We start from the raw sequence: 14,857 nt of genomic DNA, 5'->3' as shown, positions 1-14,857 counted from the left end.
GGCTCCGGAAGAACGGGGTTCAGGTGACGGCCGGGCGGCGGGCGCCCGGCGCGCCGGTCAGTACAGCGTATGGCGGTTGTCGCTGAGCACCTGCGAGGTGACCTTGCCGCGCATCACGCGGTAGACCCAGCTCGTGTAGATCAGGATCAGCGGCAGGAACACGATCACGGCGCCGAGCATGACCTCGAGCGTCAGGTGGCTCGAGGTCGAGTCCCAGACGGTCAGGCTGCTGCGCGGATCGAGCGAGGACGGCATGATGAACGGGAACATCGAGAAGCCGGCCGTCAGGATCACGCCGACGATCATCAGCCCGGTCGCGATGAAGGCCGTCTTCTCGAACCGCGAGGTGGCCAGCAGCGCGGCCAGCAGGCCGCCCGCGAACGCGATTACCGGCGCGGCGATCATCCACGGATAGGTGCCGTAGTTCGCGAGCCAGAGCCCGTGGCCGGCCGCCACCTGCTTCATCAGCGGGTTCGCGACCGTGTCGAGCGGGGCGGCCTGCGTGATGTGATAGCCGCCGATCCACGAGGCGATCAGCGCGCCGGCGACCGCGAACAGCACCACCGCGGCCAGCGCGCTCAGACGCAGGGCGCGGCCCGCGCGCCGCGCGATCACGCCGTCGGTCTTCATGCGGATGAACGCGGCGCCGTGCGCGAGCAGCATCGTTAGCGAGACCAGCCCGCAGAGCAGCGCGAACGGGTTCAGCAGGGCCCAGAAGCTGCCCGTGTAGGTCACGCGCAGGTCGCTGTCGAACACGAACGGCACGCCTTCCAGCAGGTTGCCGAACGCCACGCCGAACACCAGCGCCGGCACGAAGCCGCCGATGAAGAGGCCCCAGTCCCAGCCGCTGCGCCAGCGCGGATCGGTGCGCTTGCTGCGGAAGTCGAAGCCGACCGGCCGGAAGAACAGCGCGAACAGCACCAGCAGCATCGCGAAGTAGAAGCCCGAGAACGAGGCCGCGTACACCAGCGGCCAGGCCGCGAACATCGCGCCGCCGGCCGTGATCAGCCAGACCTGGTTGCCTTCCCAGGTCGCGCCGACCGTGTTGACGATGATGCGGCGTTCGTCGTCGTTCTTGCCGAGGAACGGCAGCAGCGCGGTGGCGCCCATGTCGAAGCCGTCGGTGAGCGCGAAGCCGATCAGCAGCGTGCCGACCAGCACCCACCAGATCACCTTCAGAGTAGCGTAGTCCATAACGATTCCTTGTCAGGGTTCGGTGAAGCAGCGCGCGTCAGGCGGCCGAGCCGGCGGCCTGCTGCTCGTGGTGATAACGCCCGGTGTGCAGCGACGACGGCCCGAGCCGCGCGTACTTGAACATCAGCGTGATCTCGATCACGAACAGTGCGGTGTAGAACGCGACGAAGCCGGCGATGCTCAGGTACAGGTCGCTCGACACGAGGCTCGACGCGGACAGATGGGTCGGCAGGATGCCGGCGATGGTCCACGGCTGGCGGCCGACTTCCGCGACCACCCAGCCGAACTCGGCTGCGAGCCACGGCAGCGGGATCGCCCAGACGGCCCAGCGCAGGAACCAGCGGCGCTTCGGCTGCAGCAGGTCGCGCCGCAGCGAGAACCAGAACGCGAGCACGAAGGTGGCGAGCAGCAGGAAGCCGAACAGCACCATCAGGCGGAACGAGAAGAACACGGGCGCCACCGGCGGGATCGTCTTCTTCGCGGCGTCGGCGATCTGCTGCGGCGTGGCATCGGTCACGTTCGCGGTGAACTGCTTGAGCATCAGCCCGTAGCCGAGGTAGGCCTTGTGCGCGTCGAACTGCGCGCGGGTGGCCTCGCTGGTGTCGCCGGACTTGAGCTTCTGCAGCGCCTGGTAGGCGACCATGCCGCTGCGGATGTGATTCTCGCTGCGCTTGATCAGGTCGTTGAGGCCCACCACCGGTTCGTCGATCGAGCGCGTCGCGATCAGGCCGAGCGCATACGGGATCCGGATCGCGTAGTCGGTACGCTGCGTTTCCTGGTTCGGGATGCCGAACACGGTGAACGCGGCCGGCGCCGGTGCCGTATCCCATTCCGATTCGATCGCGGCGAGCTTCACCTGCTGCACTTCGCCGGTGGTATAGCCGGACTCGTCGCCGAGCACGATCACGCAGAGCGCCGAGGCGAGGCCGAAGCCGGCCGCCACCGCGAACGAGCGCAGCGCGAACGCGGTGTCGCGGCGACGCAGCAGGTACCACGACGAGATGCCGAGCACGAACATCGAGGCCGTCACGTAGCCGGCCGAGACCGTATGCACGAACTTGACCTGCGCGACCGGGTTGAACAGCACGTCGGACAGGCTCGCCAGCTCCATGCGCATGGTCTGGTAGTTGAACTGCGCGCCGACCGGGTTGTTCATCCAGCCGTTCGCCACCAGGATCCAGAGCGCCGACAGGTTCGAGCCGAGCGCGACCAGGAACGTGACGATCAGGTGCTTGACCTTCGAGAGCCGGTTCCAGCCGAAGAAGAACAACCCGACGAAGGTCGATTCGAGGAAGAACGCCATCAACCCTTCGACGGCGAGCGGCACGCCGAAGATGTCGCCGACGTAGTGCGAGTAGTAGGACCAGTTGGTGCCGAACTGGAATTCGAGCGTGATGCCGGTGGTCACGCCCATCGCGAAATTGATGCCGAACAGCTTGCCCCAGAACTGCGTCATGTCCTTGTAGACCTGCTTGCCGGTCATCACGTAGACGGCTTCCATGATGACGAGCAGCCAGGACATGCCGAGCGTGAGTGGAACGAACAGGAAATGGTAAAGCGCGGTGACGCCGAACTGCAGGCGTGATAGATCGACGACTTCACTGCTGATCATGGTGGTCCCCGGTGGAAGTGTGGGTGGCGGTCGTCCCGAGCAGTTGCGCGGCGACCGCGGCGGCTGGCAGCGACATGTGCTCCGCTTGTGGATGATTGAAGAACGCGTATTTGAGCGTCATCAACAGGACCAGCTTGATGGCCAGCACGACCGAGATATCGCGAATCAGCGTGGGGCCTTTCGTCCAGGAGATGAAGCGCGCGCGCAAGGACGGCGGTCCGTCGCGAGGCGCGGATTTGCGGGTGAGGATCAGCGGCATGATCGTGTGGGTGACGCTCGAAAGTGAGGAAGACGAACCGGCGAAAAATCGCCGATTTACGTCAACTGCAGCACTGCAATTTTAAAATTGTGCGCTGCGATAATTGACCGCCCCGATGCGGCAGACGGTCGCAAAACTGCCTCTAGGGTTTGATGTGACTCAAACGTCGATTGAGTGGCGCGCTGCGCACCCGATTTGCGGCAAATCGCGGGAACAGGTGCTGATCCTATTTATAGTTCGCGATCCTGAGCTTGTCAGCGTCGAGTGCAACAGTGCGACGATCGGCAACACGCGCCGGGGGGGACGCCGGACGATCGGCGAGAAAGGTAGGGAAGGGGAGAGCGGCGCGGAGGCGCGCCATCAAGAGAAAGGCCCGCGGTGCTGCCACCGCGGGCCTTGAACTTCGGAGCTTGAAGCCGGATGCTGCCGCCGGTATCGGCGGCGCGTATCAGGCGTAGGCGGCCAGCGCCGCGCGCATCTTCTTCATCGCACTCGCCTCGATCTGGCGGATGCGTTCGGCCGACACGCCGAACTCGGCCGCGAGGTCGTGCAGTGTCGAGCCGCCCGAGCCGTCGTCGTCGACGTTCAGCCAGCGCGCCTCGATGATGCGGCGGCTGCGCGCGTCGAGCGATTCGAGTGCTTCCGAGATGCCTTCGGTCTGCAGACGGTCGCGCTGGCGCGAGGCGATCACCGAGGTCGGCTCGTTGTGCGAGTCGGCCAGGTAGGCGATCGGCGCGAACGATTCCTCGCCGTCCTCCACCTGCCCTTCGAGCGCGATGTCGCCGCCCGACAGACGCGTTTCCATTTCGGCCACGTCCTCGCGCTTGACGTTCAGCTCCTGCGCGAGACCGTCGATCTCCTCGGGCGTCATCGCCTGCATGCCTTTCTTGTGGCTGCGCAGGTTGAAGAACAGCTTGCGCTGCGCCTTCGTGGTGGCGACCTTCACCATGCGCCAGTTGCGCAGGATGTATTCGTGGATCTCGGCCTTGATCCAGTGGATCGCATACGAGACGAGCCGCACGTTCTGGTCCGGATCGAAGCGCTTGACGGCCTTCATCAGGCCGATGTTGCCTTCCTGGATCAGGTCGCCATGCGGCAGGCCGTAGCCGAGATAGTTGCGTGCGATCGACACCACCAGGCGCAGGTGCGAGAGCACCAGCCGGCGGGCCGATTCGAGATTCTGCTGATCACGGAATTCCGTCGCATACTGACGCTCTTCCTCGGGCGTCAGCATCGGGATCCGGTTCACGGCCTGGATATAGGCGTCGATGTTGCCCAGCTGGCCGGGCAGCATCGAATTCGAGGCAAGCGCCAGCGCGCCTGCCGGGGAGGCCTTCGCCGGCATCGAGCCGAGGGTATTCGGAAGGGTCAGAGCGTTGCTCACATAAACTCCTTTGGAATCAGGGACGAGCCCCGTAACAAGGCGATTCCACCGGGCTATCTTAGCACTCTCGCCAAACGAGTGCTAAACACTTAGAGGGGAGAGGGCCATTCGAGTTCCTGAAAAACTATTAATGAATATATTTCGATAGATTTCTTCGTGTCATCAGGGTCAACTCGTATTCAAATCGACGTGTTTTGGTGAGATTTGCAGGAGACGCTTTCGATTCTTGTCGTTTGCGAAGCAAACCATTTCGTTCAACGATGCCGATCGGAAAAGTCCTTTACCATAATATGCAGTTCGATTTTTGAGCCAGCCGCGGCGACCCGCGGCGGCGCTCCATTCAACCCCGGAATCTGGAGTGAAGGATGCACAACAAGAAGAATCTCAGGACGGGACGGTGGCTGGCCGGCATGGCGCTGGCGTTGACACTGTCGGGCGGATGCAATGCCGCATTTGCCGATCGCTGGGGTGTGCAGGTGGCGGGCGGTATCGCCGACCACGACATGAAGAAGGCAGACCTCGGCATCGTCTGGGATCCGGGCTGGTCGTGGTGGCAGATCGGCGATTGGCATTTCACGTTCGTCGCCGAAGGCCATGCTGCGTATTGGCACTACGGCGGAGACCACGCAGTCAATTCGAACATCGGCGAATTCGGGGTCACGCCGGTGTTCCGCTTCATCAAGCGCACCGGCTACGTGCGGCCGTTCTTCGAGGCCGGCGTCGGCGTGCGCCTGCTCACGCACCCGCACATCGCCACCGACTACACGATGTCGACGGCGTTCCAGTTCGCCGACATGGTCGGGGTGGGCGCGCAGTTCGGCAGCCGCCAGCAGTATCTGGCCGGCTTCCGGTTCCAGCACGAGTCGAACGCCAGTATCAAAGATCCGAATCCTGGTATAAATTTCAGCCAGATCTATCTGCAGTACAACTTCTGAGCGGCACGCGCGACAGGCGCGGGGCCTGGGAGTACGGCGATGGTGGCGAAGATGATCGATGCGATTCGCGCGCTCGAACGTGACCGGTTCCGCGCGATGGTCGAAGGCGACGGCGAGGCGCTCGATGCACTGCTGTCCGACAGCGCTTATTACGTGCATACGAACGGCAAGCGCGAATCGAAACAGCAGCTCATCGACGCGATCGTCGCCGGCCGCCGCCGCTACCGCCAGATCGAGGTGCAGACCCAGGACGTGATGCCGATCGGCGGCGAGGCGTTCGTCGTGACGGGGCGCGTGATCGTCGAGCTGGAGGCCAACAACGGCGGCATCGTGTTCCCGGTGGCCTATACCGCGCTGCAGGCGCAGGAGCAGGGCCGCTGGCGCCTGCTGGTGTGGCACGCGACGCGCTGCGCCACCGAAACCTAGGCTTCGCGGGTCGCGAGGCCGTTGCCGGATGCGGGTGGCATCCTTGTCGGTTCCTTTCGGGGCGGCCTGTCGGGCCGCCTTTTTTGCGCCCGTGCGCCGCGGATCTCGCGGGACGGGGCGGTGGCGCGGCGCATGCGGTCGGGCTGGACGGTGGGGCGCGCCGCGCGCCCGGCCCGTAAGTCTCAGGCCGCGGCGCGGTGATCCGAGCAATGCCAGCCGGAGCGGTTGAGCGCGCTCGCGACCGCGTCGACGGCGGCCACGGCCGGTTCCTCGTGAATTCCCACGCCGTAGCGCAACGCCGCGCCGCCGAGCCGCGCGCCGACGAACACCGCGCTGCGGCCGTCGCGGCCGCGCAGCGCCTCGACCGATACCACTTCGACCGTGGCGCCGGCCGCGCCGGAGAATGCCGCCGCCACGTGGGCGGCGATCGCCTCCGGCGTGTCGCCCGCGAGCGGGCCGCCGGCCGGGATCTCGCGCCGTTCCCAGGTCATCGTGCTGCCGACGCGCGCGGCCGGCCCGGTGGTCTCCAGATACTCGCGGCGGAACAGCGCGCAGACCGCCTCGCCCGTCACCTCCTCGCCCGAGTGGTCGGCCACCGCCTGCACCGCGTGGCTGAACTCGATCTGCACGCGGCGCGGCGGCGCGAAGCCCATGCCGCGTTCGAGCAGATAGGTGGCGCCGCCCTTGCCGGACTGGCTGTTGACGCGGATCACCGCGTCGTAGCCGCGGCCGAGGTCGGCCGGATCGATCGGCAGGTACGGCACTTCCCAGGGCGCGTCGGCGCGCTGCCGCGCGAGACCCTTGCGGATCGCGTCCTGATGCGAGCCCGAAAACGCCGTGAAGACGAGGTCGCCCGCATACGGATGGCGCGGATGCACGGGCAACTGGTTGCAGCGCTCGACCACGGCGCGCACCGCGTCGATGTCCGAGAAGTCGAGGCCCGGGTCGATGCCCTGGGTGTAGAGATTGAGCGCGAGCGTGACGAGATCGACGTTGCCGGTGCGCTCGCCGTTGCCGAACAGGCAGCCCTCGACGCGGTCCGCGCCGGCCAGCAGCGCGAGCTCGGTGGCGGCCACCGCGGTGCCGCGATCGTTGTGCGGATGCACGGACAGCACGATGCTGTCGCGATAGCCGAGGTTGCGGTCCATCCACTCGACCTGGTCGGCGAACACGTTCGGCGTCGCGGCCTCGACCGTGGCCGGCAGGTTGACGATCATCTTGTGGTCGCGCGTCGGGCGCCAGGTCTGGGCGACCGCGTCGCAGACCTCGCGCGCGAAGCTCAGCTCGGTCATGCTGAAGGTCTCGGGCGAATACTGATAGGTCCAGTGCGTGTCCGGCCGCGCCTGCGCGTGCGCCTTGATGATCCGCGTGCCGTCCACCGCCAGCGCCTTCACCTGCTCCTTCGAGAGGCCGAACACGATCTTGCGGAACGACGGCGCGATCGCGTTGTAGAGGTGGACGATCGCGCGCGGTACGCCGTCGAGCGCCTCGAAGGTGCGCGCGATCAGGTCCTCGCGCGACTGCATCAGCACCTCGATCGTCACGTCCTCGGGAATCCGCCGCTCGTCGATCAGCTTGCGCACGAAGTCGAAATCGGTCTGCGAGGCCGACGGGAAGCCGACCTCGATCTCCTTGAAGCCGATCGCGACGAGCATCTCGAAGAACTCGAGCTTCTGCTCGATGCTCATCGGCTCGATCAGCGACTGGTTGCCGTCGCGCAGATCGGTGGACATCCAGATCGGCGCCTGCGCGAGGGTGCGGGACGGCCACTTGCGGCCGTTGAGGCGAACGGGTTCGAACGGGCGGTACTTGTCGGCGGGGTTGCGCTGCATGGTGGCCTCGGGGCGTTGCGGTCGCGAGCGAAGACGGGGCGGCAGCCGGATCGGCGGTTGCCTGCGCACGGGCCGCGCGAATTCGCGGACGGCATGCGGTGGGTCTTCGCGATCGCCCGACGGATGGACGGACGACGGCTGACGACTACGGGTTACGAAAAACGAGAAGGAACTGCGGGAACGGCTCAGGGGGGACCGTGCCGGAAGCACGGCGCGACGACAGCGTTACGCTAGTCGTAGCGATAGCGACCGCGCTAGGCGGCCGGAGGTAATTCGGAAGGAGTTCGGGAGGGAACGCATGGCGACAACTTTAATGCGGGTGGTTCCGCGTTGTCAAATGCCGGGACGAGATCGCCCGCGTCTCGTGCGCGGTTCGCGTCGGCGAGCCCGGGATGGCCGCGCTGGTCGCGGCCCGCCTGGTTCAACCCGCGACGCGCACGATCCGCAGGATCATCTCGACCTGGCGCGCGAGCGCGTCGGGCACCGGAACGGCGCCGTCGAGCACGGCGCGGGTCCAGGCCGCGGTGGTGGCCGCGTCCTTTGACTCGGGCAGCGCGACGGGCGGCGCGTCGGGCGACGAGCGCTCCGGTTCGAGCAGCGTCTCGCAGCGCCCGTCGTGCAGCCAGTCCACCTGCACCTGCCGGCGCGTGTCGGCCACCGCCTCGCCTTCGGTGCCGCGCGCGAGCAGCGCGCCGCCGGCCGCCGCGTCCGGATGCTCGCTGAACAGCCGGGCGAGGCTGTCGCGATAGGGCGGATGCGTGTAGTTCACGAGCCGCAGCCCGAGCGGCTCGAACGGCTGCAGCAGCTTCACCAGCGTATGCGTGGAGTTGCGCACGCCCAGCACGCCGCGCAGCGCCAGCAGGCGCGCGAGCTTCGGCGCGAGCACTTCGAGCGGCGTGAAGGCGACGCGTCGTTCGGCCAGCGCGCGTTCGGCGGCCGCATGCGAGGCGGCCGCCGGTATCGCGAGTTCGGTGAAGATCTCGGCGCTGGTCACGCGCCCCGGATCGGTCGCGACCCCATGCACGAGTACCGGTACGCCTTCGCGGGCCAGCAGCAGCGCGAGCAGCGGCACCAGGTTCGGCTGCTTGCGCGCGCCGTTGTAGCTCGGGATCGACACCGGCCGCGCGGCGCCGGCCGGCACGCGCAGCGGCGCGAACGACGCCTGCGCGGCGGCCAGCATCGCCGCCAGTTCGTCGGCCGTCTCGCCCTTGAGCCGGTATGCGATCAACACGGCGCCGAGCTCCACGTCCGACACGCGGCCGTCGAGCATCGCCTGGTATAGCTGGAAGGTGTCCTCGGGCGACAGCGCGCGGGCGCCGTGCGGGCCGCGGCCGATCTCCTTGATGAGGCGGGCACAGGGAAAGGGGGCGGTCGGGGCGGAGGTGGCGGCGTCGGTCATCGAGGCGTGGAAGCTTGGGCGCGGCGCCGGTCCGGCGCGGTTGCCCTGGGTATGCGGGAAGCCCACTGAGTACCGCATTTGCGGCATTCTTGCAAGCGCGCCGGCGCCGTGCCGCCGGCGCGTCGGCGTGGCCGAAGCCGGCACCCGAGTCGGCACCGCAGTCGGCACCGCAGTCGGCACAATACGGAACCGCGTCCGCAGGAGAGCAAGCGATGGAGCTGTATGGTTATTTCCGCAGTTCGGCGTCGTACCGCGTGCGTATCGCGCTGCACCTGAAAGGCCTGCCGTTCGACTATCGCGCCGTCCACATGCTGCGCGGCGGCGGCGAGCAGTTGCGCGACGATTATCGCGCGCTGCATCCCGACGCGCTGGTGCCGACGCTGGTCGACGGCGACACCACGCTGCAGCAGTCGCTCGCGATCATCGAATATCTCGACGAGATCGCGCCCGAGCCGCCGCTGCTGCCGCGCGCGCCGGCCGAACGCGCCTGCGTGCGCGCGATCGCGCTGCAGATCGCCTGCGAGATCCATCCGCTCGACAACCTGCGCGTGCTGCGCTACCTGAAGCGCACGCTCGGCCTGGCCGACGAGGCGAAAAACGCCTGGTACCGGCACTGGATCACGGAGGGTTTCGCGACGCTCGAAACGCGGCTCGCGAACGATCCGCGCACCGGCCGGTTCGCGTATGGCGACACGCCGACGCTCGCCGACTGCTGCCTGATCCCGCAGCTCTACAACGCGCGGCGCTTCGGGGTGGACCTGGCGCCGTATCCGACGCTCGAGCGGATTCACGCTCACGCGATGACGTTCGATGCGTTTCGCGCGGCGGCACCGGAGGCACAGCCGGACGCCGAATAGCGGGCGCAACAAACAAAACAGGACGCCGCAGCGTCCTGTTTGTGGGGCCGGCCGTGAAGCGCGGGCTGGGCGCGCGGCCTCAGCCGAGCAGCGCGTCGGCGAATTCCTCGGCGCTGAACGGCTGCAGGTCCTCGACCTTTTCGCCGACGCCGATGAAGTAGACGGGCACCGGCCGCTGCCGCGCGATCGCGGCGAGAATGCCGCCCTTCGCGGTGCCGTCGAGCTTGGTGACGATGAGCCCGGTCAGGCCCAGCGCGTCGTCGAACGCCTTGACCTGCGCGAGCGCGTTCTGCCCGGTGTTCGCGTCGATCACGAGCAGGACCTCGTGCGGTGCGTCGCTCTGCGCCTTGCCGATCACGCGCTTGACCTTGCGCAGTTCCTCCATCAGGTGCAGTTGCGTGGGCAGCCTGCCCGCGGTGTCGGCCATCACCACGTCGATCTTGCGCGCGCGCGCGGCGCCGACCGCGTCGAAGATCACGGCGGCCGGATCGCCGCTTTCCTGCTGCACCACCGTCACGTTGTTGCGCTCGCCCCAGATCGCGAGCTGCTCGCGCGCGGCGGCGCGGAACGTGTCGCCGGCCGCCAGCAGCACCGACTGGTCGAAGCGCTGCAGGTGCTTGGCAAGCTTGCCGATGCTGGTGGTCTTGCCGGCGCCGTTGACGCCCGCGATCATCATCACGAGCGGCTGGGCGCGGCCCAGCATCAGCGATTTCTCGAGCGGCTGGAGCAGGTCGATGAGCAGCGCGCGCAGCGCGGCCTTCACCTGCAGCGGATCGCTCAGGCGTTCGGCGCGCACCTTCTCGCGCAGCGTGCCGAGCAGGTATTCGGTCGCGTCGATGCCGGCGTCGGACATCAGCAGCGCGGCCTCGAGTTCCTCGTAGAGTTCGTCGTCGATCCTGGTGTTGACGAACACGCTGGTGAGGCTCGTGCTCGTCTTGGAGAGACCCGAGCGCAGCCGCGCGATCCAGGATTTCTTCGCGGCCGGTTCGGGCGCGGGCGGCGGCACGATCTCGACGGCGGTGGCGGGTGAGGCTTCGGGGGCGGCAGGGGCCGGCGCCGGCGCGGCGGCCGGTTCCGGGGCGGGCTCGACAACCGGCTCGGCGGCGGGTTCGATGGCAGGCTCGGCGGTGCGTGCCGGCGCCGGCGTTGGCCGGCTGGCCGCGGCATCCTCGGCCAGGTCCGGCGCGTGAGTCGCGCTGCCTTGCTCGTCGGCCGCCGGCGCGTCCTGCGACGCGTCGTCGGCCTTCGAGCCGATCAATCGTTTGAAGAAGCTGAACATGGTCTGCTGGCTTGGGGGAAGAGGGATCGGCAGCGCGGCGGCCGTGGCCGGCGCCCGAGACGGGAGATTTTATCAGGCGCGCCGCGCGGGCAGCGGCGAAGCGCTGCGCCGGCTTGTGGTAACGTGCGCCTGTTCGCGGCCCGGGCCGCGCCGACCCACCCGTTTCGTCCCGTTCGACCCGATTCCGTATGTCCCGTTCGCCCTCCGCCCGCCCGTCGGCCGGCGCCAGCCGCGGCAAGCCGCACTCGATCCGCATCATCGGCGGCCAGTGGAAGCGCACGCCGCTGCCGGTGCTCGACCTCGACGGGCTGCGCCCGACGCCCGATCGCGTGCGCGAGACGCTGTTCAACTGGCTCGGCCAGGATCTCGGCGGCCGGCGCTGCCTCGACCTGTTCGCCGGCACCGGCGCGCTCGGCTTCGAGGCGGCCTCGCGCGGCGCGGCGAGCGTCGTGATGGTGGAGCGCAACGCGCGTGCCGCGGAGCAGCTGCGCGTGATTCGCGACAAGCTCTCGGCGCGCGCCGTCGAGGTGGCCGAGGCCGATGCGCTGCGGCTCGCGGCCGGCCTCGCGCCGGGCTCGTTCGACGTGGTGTTCCTCGATCCGCCGTTTGCCGACGCCGAGCTGCTCGAGCGCGCGCTCGCGCTGGCCGTGAGGCTCGTCGCGCCGGGCGGCCAGCTGTACGTGGAGTCGGGCGACGCGCTCGACCCCGCCGCCCGCGAGGTGCTGGCGGGCTGGACCGTGACGCGCGAGGGCAAGGCCGGCGCGGTCCGCTATCATTTGCTGCAACGCGAAAATGATGAATAATGCGCGTTCCAAACGAGGCGCCGCGCGCGACGCGCGACGCGCGCCCATCGTGGTGGCGGCCGTGATCCGTATCGCCGCTGCCCCAATCGCATGATCACAGGAGGAGCGACATGGTAGTCGCCGTGTACCCGGGTACGTTCGATCCGCTCACGCGCGGGCACGAGGATCTCGTGCGGCGCGCATCGAGCATTTTTGACACGCTCGTCGTCGGCGTGGCCGACAGCCGGGCGAAGAAGCCGTTCTTCTCGCTCGAGGAGCGCCTGAAGATCGCGAACGAGGTGCTCGGCCATTACCCGAACGTGAAGGTGATGGGCTTCACCGGGCTCCTGAAGGATTTCGTGCGCGCCAACAACGCGCGCGTGATCGTGCGCGGGCTGCGCGCCGTGTCCGATTTCGAGTACGAGTTCCAGATGGCCGGCATGAACCGCTATCTGCTGCCCGACGTCGAGACCATGTTCATGACGCCGTCCGATCAATACCAGTTCATCTCGGGCACGATCGTGCGCGAGATCGCGCAACTGGGCGGCGACGTCAGCAAGTTCGTGTTCCCGTCGGTCGAGAAGTGGCTGACGGAAAAAGTGGCCGCGATGGGCCAGACGCCGGCCGCCTGACACCTTCCCGCCGTCCACGCTTGCGCGCCTTCGCGCCGGCAATCGCCCGGCGCGCGGCCCGGGCAGCTCGAGGCGGGGCCGGCATCACGCCGGCCGGCCCGCCATCTTCCTTTTTCGAACCGGTGCCCGCGCGGCGTTCGCGCGGGCCCGGCCTCCCGTGACGGGAGGCCGTCTGCTCGCTCAGAACAGGTACAGCCCGGCGACGAACACCACGCCCGAGAACAGCAGCGCCGTCACGCAGTAGCCCATGATGTCGCGCACGCCGAGCCCGGCGATCGCGAGCGCGGGCAGCGCCCAGAACGGCTGGGCCATGTTGGTCCAGGCCTCGCCGTAGGCGATCGCCATCGCGGACTTGCCGAGATCGGCGCCGAGCGCCTGCGCGGCAGGCATCACGAACGGCCCCTGCACGACCCAGTGACCGCCGCCCGAGGGCACCGCGAAGTTGATCACGGCCGAGCTCAGGAACGCGAGCAGCGGAAACGTGTGGACGTTGGCGATGTCGACGAACCAGTTGGTGATCACGCCGGCCAGGCCCGAATGATCCATCAGCGCCTGGATGCCGGCGTAGAACGGGAACTGGATCATGATCGAGCCCGCGCCGCGCGCGGCCGCGCCGATCGCGCGCGCATAGGCCATCGGCGTGCGGTGCAGCACCAGGCCTGCGGCGAGGAACACCAGGTTGACGGTGTCGATGTCGAGCGTGAAGCCCTTGGTGCGCGTGCGGATCACGAGGAACACCAGGCACAGCAGCGCGACCAGCAGCGACAGCAGGCGGCTTTCCTCCATGCGCTCGGCCCAGGTCGCGCCGGGCGCGAGCTTGCGCTCGAAGCTGGGCGGATCCTCGAGCAGCTTCGGATCGACCGTCACCACCTCGTCGGGCTTCGGCATCATCAGCCGCGCGAGGAACGGCAGCATCACGATCAGGCCGATCGTGACGAACGCGTTGTAGCCGGTGAACAGCGTCTGCGAGACCGGGATCAGGCCGATCACCTTCTCCATCGGGTTGCCCTTGGTCGCGGCGACCAGCGGCACCGAGCCGGACAGGCCGCCGTGCCAGGTCAGGAAGCCCATGTAGGCCGAGGCGACGAGCAGGCGGTAGTCGGAGCCCGGCACGCGCCGCGCGACCTCGCGCGCGAGCATCGCGCCGAGCACGAGGCCGAAACCCCAGTTGATCGCGCAGGCCACGCCGGCCACGAACGCGACCAGCATCACGCCCTGCGCCGGCGTCTTCGGCGCGCTCGCGAGCGCGACCAGCAGGCGCTTGACCGGGCCGGAGCTGGCGAGCGCGTGGCCGGTCACGAGGATCAGCGCCATCTGCATCGTGAACGCGAGCAGGTTCCAGAAGCCGCTGCCCCACAGCAGCACGAGTTCGGCGGGTGCCTTCGGCGTGAGCGAGAACGCGAGCACGAAGGTGATGACGGTCAGAAAGATCGCGAAGATCAGCGGGTCGGGCAGCACCCGATGCACGATCTGGGTGAAGAAGCGGGAAATGCGGGAAATCACGGGTCTCCTCCTGTTTATGAGTTCGGTCGTTGTGGTTGATATGATTCGCTGCCCGGTGCCGGGCGGGCGATGGGAGCCGGGTCTTCCATCGGAAATCGGCCCCGCGGCGGGAATGGTAACGAAATACGCGGCGCGGCGTGCTGCTTCGTCGGATTCACCGGTCATGCCGAGGGGTTTTCGTATCGGTTTCGTGCCGGCGCAAGCGCGGCGGAGCCGCGTATGCCGGCGGATCGTCGGGAGCCGTCACGGTAGCGCGCATGGATGTCGACGCCGTGTAGCTATGGGGTGGTGCTCGATTTGACATAGCGAGCGAAGAAACGAAAAAACGCCGGAGAGCCAAGTAGGAAAAGGCTCTCCGGCGTTTCGTTGGGCTAGATCAGGCGAAAAAAATTTCGCGCAAAAGAGAGCAAAAACAAGCAAGTTTCGCGCGATTTTTGGCATTGAAGCGAGCACGGAATGCACAGGGGGCTTTCGGCCGCACCTTGGGTCTATCTTCGCCGCGTTTGCGGCCGGCCTATCGTGGCCACGCACCACCTGTACCGGCCAAAGCTCATCACGGACGGTGTCGCGCCCGCGTCTCGCCGCACGATTGAGGTACTGGGGCAGAAATTGTTCGATCAGCTCGGCAAGCGCGTCGTGCTGGACACTTTTTTCTTCGGTTTGGTCTACCTTCATCTTGTTCCCGTAGCAAATTACCGCGTCGTCGGAACGGCCTTGTCCAGACGACTGGCGGCGGCCCGAAAGTCGGCCGTTGGCTACGCTA

14 protein-coding genes are annotated in these 14,857 nt (G+C 67.6%); 6 read left to right on the top strand and 8 right to left on the bottom strand.

Annotated features, from left to right (window positions below):
- Positions 1–57: 57 nt before the first annotated feature.
- The 4 genes from cydB to rpoH form a co-directional block, all read right to left on the bottom strand.
- The gene (cydB, locus tag BpN12_RS31575; protein ID WP_246796030.1) at positions 58–1,194 is read right to left on the bottom strand and encodes a cytochrome d ubiquinol oxidase subunit II; all 1,137 of its coding nucleotides are present in this window, start codon (positions 1,192–1,194) and stop codon (positions 58–60) included.
- A 37-nt stretch (positions 1,195–1,231) separates the two neighbouring features.
- The gene (locus BpN12_RS31570) at positions 1,232–2,806 is read right to left on the bottom strand and encodes a cytochrome ubiquinol oxidase subunit I (protein ID WP_246796029.1); all 1,575 of its coding nucleotides are present in this window, start codon (positions 2,804–2,806) and stop codon (positions 1,232–1,234) included.
- Positions 2,793–3,065, bottom strand: coding sequence for a cytochrome oxidase putative small subunit CydP (gene cydP, locus BpN12_RS31565; protein ID WP_246796028.1), 273 nt, complete (start codon positions 3,063–3,065; stop codon positions 2,793–2,795). The genes BpN12_RS31570 and cydP overlap by 14 nt, the downstream gene beginning before the upstream one ends.
- A gap of 448 nt (positions 3,066–3,513) precedes the next feature.
- On the bottom strand, positions 3,514–4,449 hold the full coding sequence (gene rpoH / locus BpN12_RS31560) for an RNA polymerase sigma factor RpoH (protein WP_042626060.1): 936 nt from the start codon (positions 4,447–4,449) through the stop codon (positions 3,514–3,516).
- A 365-nt stretch (positions 4,450–4,814) separates the two neighbouring features.
- On the opposite strand from rpoH, the gene BpN12_RS31555 reads away from it, so the two are divergent.
- Together BpN12_RS31555 and BpN12_RS31550 are read left to right on the top strand one after the other, a co-directional pair.
- The gene (locus BpN12_RS31555; RefSeq protein ID WP_246796027.1) at positions 4,815–5,384 is read left to right on the top strand and encodes an acyloxyacyl hydrolase; all 570 of its coding nucleotides are present in this window, start codon (positions 4,815–4,817) and stop codon (positions 5,382–5,384) included.
- A gap of 39 nt (positions 5,385–5,423) precedes the next feature.
- Positions 5,424–5,810 (top strand): nuclear transport factor 2 family protein, encoded by a 387-nt coding sequence (locus BpN12_RS31550; protein WP_246796026.1) that lies wholly within the window; start codon positions 5,424–5,426, stop codon positions 5,808–5,810.
- A 182-nt stretch (positions 5,811–5,992) separates the two neighbouring features.
- Here BpN12_RS31550 and leuA read toward each other — a convergent pair whose 3' ends face one another.
- Positions 5,993–7,642, bottom strand: coding sequence for a 2-isopropylmalate synthase (gene leuA / locus BpN12_RS31545; protein WP_246796025.1), 1,650 nt, complete (start codon positions 7,640–7,642; stop codon positions 5,993–5,995).
- Positions 7,643–8,063: 421 nt separating this feature from the next.
- Positions 8,064–9,041, bottom strand: coding sequence for a DNA-binding protein YbiB (ybiB, locus tag BpN12_RS31540; RefSeq protein ID WP_246798055.1), 978 nt, complete (start codon positions 9,039–9,041; stop codon positions 8,064–8,066).
- A 212-nt stretch (positions 9,042–9,253) separates the two neighbouring features.
- Here ybiB and maiA point away from each other — a divergent pair, with 212 nt between their 5' ends.
- Positions 9,254–9,898: a maleylacetoacetate isomerase gene (gene maiA / locus BpN12_RS31535; RefSeq protein WP_246796024.1), complete on the top strand. Its 645-nt coding sequence runs from the start codon at positions 9,254–9,256 to the stop codon at positions 9,896–9,898.
- Between the two features lie 79 nt (positions 9,899–9,977).
- Here the strand turns inward: maiA and ftsY are convergent, their stop codons facing one another.
- On the bottom strand, positions 9,978–11,177 hold the full coding sequence (ftsY, locus tag BpN12_RS31530; RefSeq protein ID WP_246796023.1) for a signal recognition particle-docking protein FtsY: 1,200 nt from the start codon (positions 11,175–11,177) through the stop codon (positions 9,978–9,980).
- Between the two features lie 188 nt (positions 11,178–11,365).
- On the opposite strand from ftsY, the gene rsmD reads away from it, so the two are divergent.
- Positions 11,366–11,980 carry a 16S rRNA (guanine(966)-N(2))-methyltransferase RsmD gene (rsmD, locus tag BpN12_RS31525; RefSeq protein WP_246796022.1) on the top strand — a complete coding sequence of 205 codons (615 nt, stop codon included), beginning with the start codon at positions 11,366–11,368 and terminating at the stop codon, positions 11,978–11,980.
- 110 nt (positions 11,981–12,090) lie between these two features.
- Entirely contained in the window at positions 12,091–12,591 is a 501-nt protein-coding gene (gene coaD, locus BpN12_RS31520; protein WP_042626052.1) for a pantetheine-phosphate adenylyltransferase, read from the top strand.
- A gap of 180 nt (positions 12,592–12,771) precedes the next feature.
- On the opposite strand, the gene BpN12_RS31515 is transcribed toward coaD, so the two are convergent.
- Positions 12,772–14,094, bottom strand: coding sequence for a TIGR00366 family protein (locus BpN12_RS31515; protein ID WP_042626051.1), 1,323 nt, complete (start codon positions 14,092–14,094; stop codon positions 12,772–12,774).
- A 519-nt stretch (positions 14,095–14,613) separates the two neighbouring features.
- Between BpN12_RS31515 and BpN12_RS31510 the strand changes: the two genes are divergently transcribed.
- On the top strand, positions 14,614–14,857 hold a 244-nt coding region (locus BpN12_RS31510; protein WP_246796021.1), incomplete at its 3' end, for a hypothetical protein.

Source organism: Burkholderia perseverans (genome assembly GCF_022870505.1).
GTDB classification, from domain to species: Bacteria; Pseudomonadota; Gammaproteobacteria; order Burkholderiales; family Burkholderiaceae; genus Burkholderia; species Burkholderia plantarii.
The sequence above is the reverse complement of the archived record's forward strand: the minus strand, read 5'-3'. Positions and strand labels throughout refer to the sequence as shown.